This window comes from Ahniella affigens, assembly GCF_003015185.1.
GTDB lineage: Bacteria > Pseudomonadota > Gammaproteobacteria > Xanthomonadales > Ahniellaceae > Ahniella > Ahniella affigens.
The window spans coordinates 4,698,794-4,711,746 of the sequence record NZ_CP027860.1; the positions used below are offsets into that span (position 1 = coordinate 4,698,794).

The 12,953-nt window shown below is 61.1% G+C and carries 11 protein-coding genes; 7 read left to right on the top strand and 4 right to left on the bottom strand.

Annotated elements, in window-relative coordinates; translation table 11 throughout:
- Positions 1 to 84 precede the first annotated feature (84 nt).
- On the top strand, positions 85 to 2,814 hold the full coding sequence (locus tag C7S18_RS18120) for an Ig-like domain-containing protein (protein ID WP_240623927.1): 2,730 nt from the start codon (positions 85 to 87) through the stop codon (positions 2,812 to 2,814).
- A 104-nt stretch (positions 2,815 to 2,918) separates the two neighbouring features.
- Here the strand turns inward: C7S18_RS18120 and C7S18_RS18125 are convergent, their stop codons facing one another.
- Positions 2,919 to 6,536 (bottom strand): hybrid sensor histidine kinase/response regulator, encoded by a 3,618-nt coding sequence (locus C7S18_RS18125; RefSeq protein WP_106892890.1) that lies wholly within the window; start codon positions 6,534 to 6,536, stop codon positions 2,919 to 2,921.
- On the opposite strand from C7S18_RS18125, the gene C7S18_RS18130 reads away from it, so the two are divergent.
- From C7S18_RS18130 to C7S18_RS18150, 5 genes are read left to right on the top strand one after another with little or no spacing between them, the layout of a single operon-like run.
- Positions 6,535 to 7,125 carry a YceI family protein gene (locus tag C7S18_RS18130; protein WP_106892891.1) on the top strand — a complete coding sequence of 197 codons (591 nt, stop codon included), beginning with the start codon at positions 6,535 to 6,537 and terminating at the stop codon, positions 7,123 to 7,125. The two genes, C7S18_RS18125 and C7S18_RS18130, sit on opposite strands and share 2 nt — an antisense overlap.
- Positions 7,122 to 7,673, top strand: a complete 552-nt coding sequence (locus C7S18_RS18135; RefSeq protein ID WP_106892892.1) for a cytochrome b — start codon at positions 7,122 to 7,124, stop codon at positions 7,671 to 7,673. The genes C7S18_RS18130 and C7S18_RS18135 overlap by 4 nt, the downstream gene beginning before the upstream one ends.
- 36 nt (positions 7,674 to 7,709) lie before the next feature.
- Entirely contained in the window at positions 7,710 to 8,312 is a 603-nt protein-coding gene (locus C7S18_RS18140; RefSeq protein WP_170113346.1) for a YceI family protein, read from the top strand.
- A gap of 4 nt (positions 8,313 to 8,316) precedes the next feature.
- On the top strand, positions 8,317 to 8,568 hold the full coding sequence (locus C7S18_RS18145) for a hypothetical protein (RefSeq protein ID WP_106892894.1): 252 nt from the start codon (positions 8,317 to 8,319) through the stop codon (positions 8,566 to 8,568).
- A 19-nt stretch (positions 8,569 to 8,587) separates the two neighbouring features.
- A complete protein-coding gene (locus tag C7S18_RS18150) occupies positions 8,588 to 9,238 on the top strand; it encodes a nucleotidyltransferase family protein (RefSeq protein ID WP_106892895.1) in 651 nt (216 codons plus the stop codon).
- A 53-nt stretch (positions 9,239 to 9,291) separates the two neighbouring features.
- Here the strand turns inward: C7S18_RS18150 and C7S18_RS18155 are convergent, their stop codons facing one another.
- From C7S18_RS18155 to C7S18_RS18165, 3 genes are all read right to left on the bottom strand, one after another.
- Positions 9,292 to 9,642 (bottom strand): VOC family protein, encoded by a 351-nt coding sequence (locus C7S18_RS18155; protein WP_106894097.1) that lies wholly within the window; start codon positions 9,640 to 9,642, stop codon positions 9,292 to 9,294.
- A 133-nt stretch (positions 9,643 to 9,775) separates the two neighbouring features.
- Positions 9,776 to 10,618: a rhomboid family intramembrane serine protease gene (locus C7S18_RS18160; RefSeq protein ID WP_106892896.1), complete on the bottom strand. Its 843-nt coding sequence runs from the start codon at positions 10,616 to 10,618 to the stop codon at positions 9,776 to 9,778.
- A gap of 143 nt (positions 10,619 to 10,761) precedes the next feature.
- The gene (locus C7S18_RS18165; protein ID WP_106892897.1) at positions 10,762 to 11,835 is read right to left on the bottom strand and encodes a hypothetical protein; all 1,074 of its coding nucleotides are present in this window, start codon (positions 11,833 to 11,835) and stop codon (positions 10,762 to 10,764) included.
- 281 nt (positions 11,836 to 12,116) lie between these two features.
- Here C7S18_RS18165 and C7S18_RS18170 point away from each other — a divergent pair, with 281 nt between their 5' ends.
- Positions 12,117 to 12,917: a TatD family hydrolase gene (locus C7S18_RS18170; protein ID WP_106892898.1), complete on the top strand. Its 801-nt coding sequence runs from the start codon at positions 12,117 to 12,119 to the stop codon at positions 12,915 to 12,917.
- The last annotated feature ends 36 nt before the right edge of the window (positions 12,918 to 12,953 follow it).

Below are 12,953 nucleotides of genomic sequence, written 5' to 3' on the forward strand. Positions count from 1 at the left end.
TAAAGCATGGGTGGGCCAGTGTCATGGCTACCCGGGCATGGAAGCTCCCTTGGCTTGATTTGATATTCACCCGGGAGAAACAACGTGAAGCTGTCTCATCTGCGCGCGCCTCTGCGCACGCTTGCACTCGGCCTGCTGGTGGCCATCTCTGCTGGTTCGGCGTCGGCGGTCAGTCTTGACCACCATGAATTTGAAGCGTCGATCTATGCCCCGTTCCGCGGCGTCAGTAACGAAGCCCGCGATTTCAAACTGTATTTCAGCTACATGGACGCCGCCGATCCGTCGACGGTGGCCTGGAAGGTCGAAATCCTGAACCGCGACGGCAGCAACGTGCTGCGGCAGTTTGTCGGCGAGGAACGACTGTTCCAAAAGCAGATCGAAGTCAATGTACCGTGGAATGGCCGCGATGGTGCTGACAAGGCGCTGGCCAGCGGCTTCTACAAGGTCCGGATGACCGCAAGCAGCGGTGATCCGACCACGCACAAAGGCCTGGGCGACAGTCTGGCCAAGCGCGTTGACGCGGCACTCGCCAAGGCCGACCACGCCCACGTGCAGGAATGGGAAATCCATATCGGCACGCCGCCGAAGATCGCCATGCCCGATTTCCGCGCATTGCCGACCAGCAGTACGGCCGACAAGGCGACGGGCGCCACCGGTTCCCTGCCCTACACCATTTACTACGGCAACTTGCACGGGCAAAGCAACGACTCGGATGGCGGCGGCAACGTCTCGACCTGCTCGTCCTCGCAGTCGGCGCAGAGCGGCCAGTTCGGCCCGACCGATGCGTGGACGTATGCCGATTCGCGTGGCCTCGATTTCCTGCTGGAATCGGAGCACAACCACTACTTCGATGGCTCGTCCGGCACCAACACCGGCGCGTCGCCCACCACGGCCATCAATCGCTACGCCGCGGGTGTGGCAGGCAAGACGACGTATAGCAACAACAACCCGGGCTTCGTTGCGCTGTATGGCATGGAATGGGGCGTCATTTCCAACGGCGGACACTTGAATATTGTCAACGCCGACAAACTTGCCGCCTGGGAATACAACAGCTCGAACCAGTTGCTCGGCGATATTTTTGTCGCCAAGAACGACTACGCGAGCCTGTATACGACGATGCGCGCTCGGGGCTGGATTGGCCAGTTCAACCACCCCGATACGTCGGACCAGTTCAAGATTGGCACAACGGTGTTTGGCTATCACGTCGACGGCGAAGAAGTCATGGTTGCCGCAGAGATCCTGAACACCTCGGCATTTTCGAACAACACGACCGAAACCGAGACGGGTCGCAGCACATATGAAGGGGCGTTCAACAAGTTCCTGGAGAACGGGTTCCGCGTTGCGCCCACGACGAACCAGGACAACCACTGCGCAAACTGGGGCGCAAGCTGGACAAATCGCACCGGCATTCTGATCCCGACCGGCACCAGCTTTACGCAGACCGCTCTGGTTGACGCGATGAAGGCCCGCCGCGTGTTTGCGTCAAGTGACAAGAACTCGCAAATCATCCTGACCGCCAATGGCAACGTCATGGGCTCGAAGTTCAACAACTCGGGCGCGTTGAATCTGGTCGTACTGTACGCCAACAGCGCTGGTCGCTCGGTATCGTCGGTGCAGATTTATGAAGGCGTCCCGCGTCGCGGTGGCACCGTCACGCTGGCGTCGTCGTCGGCCAATTTCACCACGACGCCGAGCACCGGCGATCACTTCTACTACGCAAAGATCACCCAGGACGATGGCAAGGTCCTGTGGTCGGCGCCGGTGTGGGTGACCCAGGGCAGCGGTGGCGGCGGTGGCGACACGACGGCCCCGACCGTTTCCGCCTCGGAAGCGGGTACCAGCGGCACGATCACGTTGTCGGCCACGGCGTCGGACAATGTCGGTGTCACGAATGTCGAGTTCTATATCGACAACGTGCTGCGCGGCAGCGACAACACCTCGCCGTACAGCATCACGTTCAACTCGGCGAATTTGGCCAACGGCAGCCACAGCCTGACCGCCAAGGCTTACGATGCGGCGAGCAACGTGGGCACGTCGACGGCCGTCAACTTCTCGATCAGCAACACGACGGCTGACACGACGCCGCCGACTGCGACGGCTTCCGAATCGGGGACGACTGGCACGATTACATTGTCAGCGACAGCGGCCGACAACATTGGCGTCAGCAAGGTCGAGTTCTACATCGACAATGTGCTGCGCGGCACCGACACCACGTCGCCGTACAGCATCACGTTCAACTCGACCGCGTTGACGAATGGCAGCCATAGCCTCACGGCAAAGGCCTACGACGCCGCCAACAACATCGGCACCTCGTCGGCCGTGAACTTCACGATCAGCAACAGCACCGCGACTGAGAAGATCGTCAATGGTGGCTTTGAATCGGGCACAAGCAGCTGGACGGCCACGAGTGGCGTGATCACGAATGACACCGGCTTTGCCGCGTATGCCGGGACGTGGAAAGCCTGGCTGAACGGTTATGGCGCGACGCATACGGACTCGGTCTATCAAACGATCACGATTCCATCGACGGCTACGAGCGCCACCTTGACGTTCTACCTCGATGTGGCAACGGACGAGACCACGACGACTCAGGCCTTTGACACACTCAAGGTCCAGGTCCGCAACAGTTCGAACACTGTGCTGGCAACGCTGGCCACGTATTCGAATCTGAACGCGGCCGGTGGCTACAGCCAGAAGAGCTTCAGTCTCGCGGCCTACAAGGGCCAGACGATTCGCGTGTACTTCCTGGGTGTCGAAGGCTCGCAAGTGGCGACCAGCTTTGTGGTCGACAACGTGAGCGTGATGACGCAGTAACGCCGACTGCCACCTCGGCAGGCTGTGTCGCAGCAGCCTGATCGGTCAAACAAAGCCGGCCGCAAGGTCGGCTTTGTTTTTGGGCGCTATCAACGTGAGGTCACTCACGGACTGAGTAGGTCCCGCAGCGCATCAGGATCCAAGGGCTTCCGGGCGAATTTCTGAAAGCCGGCAGCCAACGCTGCCGTCGCCGCTTCGGAATCCACGCGTGCCGTCATGGCCACCAGTCGTACCGAAGGAAATTGCTGGCGGATCATGCCGGCCAAGGCCAGGCCGTCGACGCCCGGCAGGTCCAGATCGCTGAGCACGACATCGACCGGCGCCGTCGCCAGCTCTGCCAAGGCACTCAACGCCTGCGGCGCCAGCCTGGCATGCACTCCGAGTCGCGCGATGAGTTTCAACAGAATCTCGGCGAGCACTGGGTCATCCTCCACGACGAGCACTTGGAGCCCTTCGAGCCCGGCGGACGGCCGATCGCGTGCTTCCGGCGTTGATCCGACGGCCTCTGGCAAACGCATGCTCCCCGGCAGTTGCACGACAAAGGTACTGCCCTGGCCCGGCTCGGAGACCAAGTTGATCGTGCCCGCCATCGCATGCACCAGGCGCTGACAGATCGCGAGCCCGAGCCCTGACCCACCTTGGCTTCGGCCGAGATCGGTTTGCGCAAAGCGCGCGAACAACCGGGCTCGTTCATCGGCACTGAGGCCCGGCCCCTGATCGTGAACCGCGATCTCGATCTCGGTGTCCGAAACCGTGACGACGATGCGGATCGCGCCGCCATGCGGGGTGAACTTGCACGCATTGCCTAGGAGATTGATCAGAATCTGCCGAAGGCGCTTGCCATCGACCTGAAGTTCAAGGGTTGGCGGACAGTCAATTTGCAGCGTCTGCTGCTTGGCGGCCAGCAGACTCGCTTCCATCTGCGCGACATCGTGGAGCAACTCGGCAAGCCTGACCGGTGTCGGTGTCAGCAGCAGCTGCCCGGCTTCAATCCGGGACAGATCGAGCAGGTCATTGATCAACGACAGCATGTACTGCCCCGACCGCTTGATGGTCTGGACCCAACGGTTTTGGGTGTCGGTCAGCGACTCGCCGAGCAACAGGTCGGCCATGCCGAGCACGCCACTCATGGGCGTTCGGATTTCGTGACCGATATCGGCCAGGAACTCGGTCTTGGCTTGATCCGCTTTCGCCGCAAGCTCGGCGCGCATGGCTTGCATCTGCAAGTGATGCCTAGCCTTCAGCTGTCTCTGATAGGCCTTCAGAATCAGAAGGACCAAGGCGATGACCAACACCGCGTAGCCTGCATAAGCAACCCACGTTCGCCACCACGGCGGGCGGACGATGAGGTTTTGTATCAGTTCTACCGACGCTGGCATCCCCACACTGTTTTCGGCACGGACGTGAAGCCGGTAGTCGCCTGGCGGCAGCCGTGCAAATTCCCGAAACGGGTGATCGCTTGCCTGACCGTAACCGCTCTCGCTGCCTTCGAGCCAATACCAGTAGCGGTTCCCGCTTGCCTCCAACAGAGATAGCAAGCGGGCCGACACTTGCAGATTGCGATCGTCATGGGCCAGCGACCACACGCCACCGGCTGGCCACTGCGAGCGACTGCCGTCGTCATGTTCGACCGTTGCAGCCTGCAGCCGCAGCACCGGTGCGGGCAGTTGCAGGCCCGACGAAACGGTTCGGGTACGCATCACGCCAGAAAGCGTCGCATCCAGGAATACGCCATCACGAACCTGCGCGGTGGGCCGTAAGCCGAACTGCAACGCGCTGCCGAGATGCGGCGCAATCTGCAGCGCCCGGCCACGATGCAGATCGATATCGTACAAACCACGGGCAGTGGTCAGCCAAAAGCGTTCCTTGGCCACCGGCAACAGACTGGCGGCGGCTGTGGGTGGCAGGCCGTCGGCAGCGCCCAGACGGCGGCGCTCGCGTAAGTGGGTGGCGTCGACGATCTCCAATTCAATCAGTTCGCCCGCGCTGAAGGCGAGCAAGCGCGTTCGGTCGATGAACGCGAACGTTTCGACCCGATGCAGGATGCCCTCGACGCCGCGAAGACACGCGCACGCCGGATCAAACACGCGCAGCCCTTGTCCATCGGCCAACCACATGCGTTGATCCGGGGCCAGCAGCAGTTGTTCGAAGCTCGGCACCACAATGCCTTGCTCGCGCGTTTGCAGCGTGAGTACTGCGCCATCCGCCTGCAAGCGCGCGACTCCACTCGCGGTGGTGGCCAACCATATGTCGCCATTCGCGCCATCGGCGATCAAGCCAACGCGCCCAGGCGGCAAACCATCGGCGGTACTGAACCGGCGCCGGACGGTGCCGGATTGATCAACCTGCTGCAAGCCCGTGTCAGCCCCGACCCAAAGCTGTCCCTGGCGATCGCAATGCAACGCCGTGACGGCGGTCAGCGGTAATCGTCCAATTCGAACGAGACTGGGATCGAGCCGCACCAGGTCGCCAGCCAGGCTGATTGCAAACTGGCTGCCATCCGGACAGATCGCCACGGCCTGCATGCGATCGGACGGCAGACTCCCCGGGTCCAGCGGGTCGTTCTCGAATATCTCAAAGCGTTGCCAGTCTGGCCGCAGGTACGCAATGCCGGCGCCACTCGTCGAGAGCCACAGTCCGCCTTCGCGATCGATCAAGGCGTCGGTCAGCTTGTTGTCCGGCAACGAGGAGGTCACCGCACGCCGGGATGCAACGAGCCGCGTCGGCCCGGTCGGTGGCGCTTCGATGACACCAGCCAGCGTGGCGATCCAAAGGATTCCCTGACGATCTCGCGCCAGCCCATCGACATAGTTTGGAATCGCGATGGGCAACGGCTCACTTCGCACCGCAGCATCTGCCACAACCACGCGATGGACATGCAGAGATGCTGCCACAAGGACCGCGTCGCCATCATGCATCAGGCTACTGACCGTGTCGGCGGCAAACAGCGGCGTTTCGGTGAGCACCCTTGTTCCAGGCGCGATGATCCAAAGCCCGGCGCTGGTGCCGGCATGCAGCAGGCCATCGTGAATCAACAGCTCAATGACGACTGCGTGATGCAACGACTCGGGCAAGGTTTGCAGATCACTGAGCCGACTCAATGCCCCCGAGCTCGGATCAAATCGGATCACGCCTTCGTAATAGGTTCCCAACCAGACTTGGCCTTTTGCATCTTCGTCGATCGTGAACACCGACCAGTCGTCCAGTCCGATCACTTTGGCTTCGGTCGCAAAGCGACGGAATCGTCCTGACTCCGCATCGACCAGTTCGGCAAGACCCGTGTCGCTGCATCCAACCAGGATGCGACCCTGGCTGGTCTGGAACACGGTCTGCACGTCAGCGCAGGGAATACCGTCTGGATTTCGCGGATCAAACTGATACCGCTTGAAGTTCACCCCATCATATCGAGCGAGCCCATCGCGGGTTGCTAGCCACAAGTAGCCATCGCGGTCCTCGGTCATTTCGGTGACCCAACCGGCAGGCAACCCGTCCTCAATCCCAAAGCGACGAAAACGCGGCTCGGCCGCCGCAAACACGGTGACCGCCACCAGCATCAAGCAGAGCCCGGCGAATGCCCGAAGCCATGAATAGGGGCGCGCACCGGTGCTTGGCGAATCCCCCCGGACTCCATCATGCTTGGTGGTGCCCGTAAGTTCGCGGCGGTCAGCTGCCCACCAGCCGATCCCACATCCCAAGTTTCGAAAGAAGGACATCCTCGCCATGCGTGGTCTCGCTTCAATGCTGCTGTTGCTCACGTCGTCGATCGTAATGGCTACCGACGAATTCCGCCTGGATCCGGTGCATACACAATTGCAGTTTCAGGTCAGTCATCTTGGCTTTTCGATGTCGGAAGGTGAGTTTCATGGGTTTGACGGCAGTTTCGAGTTTGACCCGGATCGCCCAGAGGATGCGGCGTGCCAGATCAGCATCGATGTCGCCAGCATCGACATGGACGATGCCAAGTGGAATCAAACCATGCTCGGCAAAGACTGGTTCAACGTCGCCGAACATCCGCGCATCGAATTCCGCTGTCTTGGCCTCGATCTGCCCGCTGGCAGCACATCGGGTCAGCTCCGCGGGACGCTGACCGTCCTGGGCCAGAGCCAGCCGGTCGTGCTGGACCTCCAGTTCAACCGGCTCGCGACGCACAAGTATTCGCAGGCGTTTGTCGCGGGGTTCTCGGCCAAGACCAAAATCAAGCGCTCCGACTTCGGCATGACGCGCTTGATTCCGGATATTGGCGATGACGTCCAGATTTCGCTCGAAGTGGAAGGGATCCGCAAAGCGAAACTCCGCGGGCCAAAGAAGTGAACAGCCCGGTCGCACCTGCCGCGCGCTACAGCCCGTCATTGCGGCTGTTGCACGCGTCGATGGCGACGCTGATCCTCGGCAACCTGTGGCTCGGCCTGAGTCTTGAGTCGATCGAGCCGATCAGTCGCAAGTTTCAGGCGTTCAGTTGGCACAAGCTGATCGGTCTGGTGGTGCTCGCACTGCTGGTGGCCCGATTGTTCTGGCGCTGGCGGGATGGCGCGCCTGCGCTTCCGAACAGTCTGCCCATTTGGCAGCGTCTGGCCGCGCACATCGGGCATGGGTTGCTGTACTTGCTGATGTGCGCCGTTCCGGTATCAGGTTGGCTCTATCACAGTGCGAGCGGCCTCAAGCTTCGGTGGTTTGGGTGGCTCAGTATGCCGAATCTGATTGCGCCGAATCCGGCGCTGAAACCCCTGTTGCAAACGCTGCATGTGGGCCTCTGCTGGACGCTGATGCTGGTATTGCTGCTGCACGTTGGCGCCGCGCTGAAACATCATTGGTGGGATCGGGACTTGCCGCTTGGCAGGATGTTTTCGTGGCGCGGATAATGCATCTGGAAGCAGTTGACTGGGAGGATGGCAGGTATGTTCAGGAATTTGGTCGTTCCGTTCGTCGCGGTGTTGCTGACGTTGGCGGGACACGCTGCCGCTGCCGCAACCACCGACTGGCACATGACATCGGGCAGCCTGACCTTCTCGGGCACGCAACAAGGCGAGCCCTTTACCGGCACGTTCAAAGCATTCACCGTCAAGCTCAAGTTTGATCCGGCGCATCCTGAGCAGAGCCAGCTCGACGTCCAGATCGACCTGCGCTCAGCGGACTCGCAACTGGAAGAGCGCGACGCTGCGCTCCAGAGCGCGGAGTGGTTCGACACCGAGCGCCAACCGTTCGCGCAGCTCTCGGCGACTGGCGGCAAACGGCTGACTGATGGCCGCTTTGAGCTGCCGGCGACGCTGATCATTCACGCAAAGCAGAAGGCGATCGCCTTCCCGTTCACCTGGACAGTCAACGGTGAAACCGCCAAGCTGGACAGCGTCGTGCATCTGAACCGACTCGACTTCGATCTCGGTACTGGCGATTGGGCCGATCCGGACTGGGTCGGTCATGACGTTCAGGTCACGGTCTCGGTGACATTCGCGGCCATGCCACCCGAGGCAAACGTAAAGCCGTCCCCAACAACCGAGTGACCCGATGACGATTCAACCCAAGAGCTATATTGAGATCGCGTGGAATGCCATCAAGGTGTTTTCCAACGATGGCACCGTCGATGAGAGCGAACTGAATTTCTTGCTGGGACTAGCACTACGCGATCAGATCATCGACGCCGACGAAAAGCGCGTGCTGGCGGGCATTTTCGAACGCGCCGAAGCCGATAGTCGCCTCAGCGCGACGGTCCGCGAACGCATCCAGGAAGCGCGTCGCCGCCACCAGATCGGCCAATGAACCGGAGTCAGAGCCGCTGATGCGCGCATTGATCCTGTGCGCCGGCCTCGGCGAGCGCATGCGCCCGCTGACTTGGTCCAACCCGAAGCCCCTGCTTCGGGTTGGCGCGCAATCGCTGGTGCAGCGCCACTTGGAGCGCCTGGCAGCAATTGGCGTCCGCGAGGCCGTCATCAACACGGCGTGGCTCGCGCACCGGTTTCCAGAATCACTGGGTGGCGAGGCTTGCGGCGTTCGTTTGCAATACAGCTTTGAGGGATCGTGGCCGTTGGAGACAGGCGGCGGCATTCGCGCCGCGCTGCCGCTCCTGGGCGAAGACCCGTTCATCTGCCTCAACGGCGATATCTGGAGCGAATTTCCGTTGGGCGCGCTCCCGCGAACGGTGGACCATTCGGCGCATTTGCTGCTTCGCCCGCTACCGCCATTTCGCCAGGCCGGACCGTTCGAATCGCTCGCGACCAAACTGCTGCCCGAACAGTCCGCACCGCATACGTTTGCGGGCTATGCCGTCTACCGACCGGATCGCCTGCAAGGTCTGCCACATCGTGGGTCCATCGTCGACTGGTGGCTGCAGGAGCTTGCTGCCCAACGAATCAGTGTTGACCGCTACGACGGCCCCTGGGAGGACGTTGGCACGGTCGAGCGCTTGCAGGTGCTGCAAAATCAAGGCTAGGACCACGCTGAATGCGTACGACGTGGTTGCCGAACGTTGAGGGGCCCACCCGATCAGTTTTTCTTCCGCACAACACAGAATCGCTGCCCCGTGGGCGCCTGCATGACCCACCATGTGTGGATCTGTTTGACCCGCGTCGCACCGAGCGCTTCCAGGCGTTGAACTTCGGCCTCGATATCATCGGACTCAATGTCGAGATGCACGCGACTCTCATGGGTCACTTTCTGTACTTCGATATGCAGCGGCAAGTTCGGGTCCTGTAGGCGGACGTACTGCGTCCCCTCATCGCCCGGCAGCGCGATCTTCTGCATCCGCAGAGCGGCGGCCCAGAAGTTCGCGGCGGCTTCCAGATCGTCGGTCTTGCAGTCGATGATGAATCCGGCGAGATTGCTTTGATGACTCATGGCACGCTCCAGCGCATTGATGGGCGATAGAGCTTGCGCCGAGTCCATTGGTTGAGCAAGCGGGCTGCTGACAATCCGTGTCAGGACATCTGCGCGCATGATGGCACGTCATCCCACAGCGTCAGTGTCGTTGTCAGTGCCGCGTTGGTGGCTCGTCGTCATGGTCGGCATTCGCATCCCGCACCGGCACCCGACGCCGGAATTCGATCACTTGTCCGGGCGCGTCGCCTTGCAGGCGTTCGCGAATCGAGCGCGGGCCGTCCCAGATCGGGTTCACCTGCACGGGTCGCGCAGGCTCCAGGGTCTCGCGGTCCATCTTCGCCAATTCGCTTTCCAGCTCTTCCTCAATTTCCCAACTGTATTTGCGCCGCGGTGGTGCCGGGTCGCGCTTCAGGGTCAGCAATGCCGCGATCAGGCCGCCAATGGCGCCCGAGAGATGCGCCTCGAACGACACGCCCGACTCGCGCGGCAGAATCGTGAAGAACATGCCGCCAAAAAACAGCATCGCCGCCAACATCGCGGCAATGGCCAGACGGTCACGACGAATCAAACCGGCCAGGAACAGAAAGAACATCAGCCCGTGCGTGACGCCACTCGCGCCAATGTGAAACGAGGGGCGTCCAATGAGCCACGTGCCGAAACCCGCCACCATCCAGATCAGCGGAATCGCGAGCTTCGAGGACTGCGGGTAACGAAACAACATCAAGGTGCCGAGCATCAGGATGCCGACGGAGTTGGCCGCGAGATGCTCTGGGCCACCGTGGACCAAAGGCGACGTCAGGACACCAAGCAGACCCGGCCACTCGCGCGGCACGACAGCAAAGGGCCTGAGGTCCAGGCTGAACACGCGATGCGCCCATTCAATCAACCAGAGCAAGGCGGTAAAACCGACGCTCAGCCACACGCCGCGCCAAAACTGGCGATCCTGTTCACGAATTTGCGCCGGCGTCAGCTCGGCAGGTGTGAGATCAATCATGGACCGGAGCTTGGGGTCAAATCCCGGGATTCAAGTTCAGCCGGGACAATACACCCAACTTCACTCCGCTGCCGCCAAAACGAAACAGGGCGGACCAATGGCCCGCCCTGTCGGAACGACTGCGAGATGTGCGCGGGCGTCGCTTAGTTGCCCGCGTGCTGACGCTTGGCTTCCATGCGCACCGTATTCGCGTTGACAATCGGGGCTGCAGCAGTGACGTCGATGCCAAACTGCGCCTTCACTTCTGCCGCCGTCATGCCCTTTGGCATCACACCGCCGTTGCCGGCCATGATCTGCTGCATCATGCTGCGTTCGCCGGAGGGGGCAGCCGATTTGTCGATCGAGGCCGGGCCACGACCGGTTTGCACCATCGCGCGGCTGGCACTGCGGAAACCGCGAACGGGATAGAACGTACCGTTATTGCTGAACTGACCGCTGGCATGGGCCTGCACCACACCGTCGAACTGGTGGACGCCGACATAGACGACGTAGGTGAAATAGACATTCGACGCATCGCGCACCGTGATGTAGCTCCGCTTGTCGGTGCTGTTGTAAAACGCCCCGATGTCGTGAATCGCGTCATCCGATGACGTGCAGTGTGCGGCCAGGGAATTGCGCGGACGACAGCCAATCGACAGATCCGGATTCGGCGCCCGATCGATCGCATCCATGATCAGAATGTCGCCAACGAACGGGTAGTTCGCGTAGGTGCCGCCAACGTTGAAGAAATCGAGGATCACCTGCCATTCGCCGAGCAAGCGCTGGTTCTCAGCATCAGTGCCGAAGCCGATGTCGTAGTAGTCCAAGCGCCGAATCGTCTTGACCTGACCGCCCCAGGTCAACGTGGCGCGCGTTTCATCAGCCGGATCAAACACGATGCTCATCGCACCACCGGTCGCGAAGATCGTCGGCGCACGCCAGACGCAACCCAAGCACTGACCGCCCGTGGCACTGGTGACTTGATTATCAGTGAAACTCAGCACACCGGAGCCATTCTCCACGATCCTGCCATCGCCGATATACCAATAGGGAAAGCCTTGGGTGTCGTACAGATACGCGGCCACGTAGACAAAATCGTCCTCGATTTCAATCGATAGGCCGGTGCCGGGCTCATCCGGGCTCCACCAAAAGCCAGACTCAGGCGTATACGACGCGGCTTGTGTGCTGCCGGCCAGCAACAGGGCGGCCGAGGCCAGCAGGTTCTGCATCCATTTCATAGCAATCTCCATCAGTGATCACGACCAGCAGATAACAGCCGCGGCGAGCGGCTTGGTTGAATTCTTTGCGGCATCCTGTCCGCGCCAGCGCCAGGCCCGTCTTAGCGATTCCGAACGAGGTCTGATGCGCGGACGATGGCGCGCGTCGGCTGAATTTGTGGTTAATTGTGGCGCGCGGAGCTTAGCCGGTTTGGCTTGGTTCAGGGAGCAAGCGCCAGTGCTGGCTGAATCCCGGCGTTTGCTGCTGAAATACCAGGATTCTTCAGTGTGTTGGTGCAGGCATGGAATTGATTGATATCGGCGCGAATCTGGGCCACGAGTCCTTTCGCCATGATCTGGCGGACGTTTTGCAGCGGGCCCGGGATCACCAAGTGGTGCAGATAGTATTGACGGGCGCCAGTGTCGACGGTGCCCGCGACGCATTGCGCATTGCCACGGAGCACCCTGGGTTTTTGTATGCAACGGCCGGACTGCATCCACATCATGCTGCCGAATTCGACGCCGATGCCGAAGCCGCGTTTCTGGAACTGCTGCAACATGAGGCGATGGTGGCGGTCGGCGAAACCGGGCTCGATTATTTCCGCGATCTATCGCCACGCCCGGCGCAGCAGTTCGCGTTCGAGCGGCATTTGGAGTGGGCCGCGCAACTCAATAAGCCGTTGTTTCTGCATGAGCGAGACGCGCATGACGATTTTCTGGCTTGCCTGAAGAACGTCCGTGATGCGGTAGGTCCGGTGGTCGTGCACTGCTTCACGGGCGACCGGCGCGCGTTGTTCAACTATCTCGACCAGGATTACTACATCGGCATTACCGGTTGGATTTGCGATGAGCGTCGCGGTCAGCATCTGCTTGAGCTGGTGGGCAGCATTCCGAACGATCGCCTGCTGATCGAAACCGATGCGCCGTATCTGCTGCCGCGCGACCTGCCGGTGAAACTGAGTCATCGGCGCAATGAGCCCATGTTTCTCGGCCACATTGCTGCGCGGATTGCGGCTGCTCGGCAACAACCTTTGGCAGAATTGGCAGCGCTCACCACCAACAACGCGCGACGCTTTTTTGGCTTGCCGAACGTCTCGGGGTGAGCCACTGAAGCTGGCCAGCAGGAACGGTTCAGCATC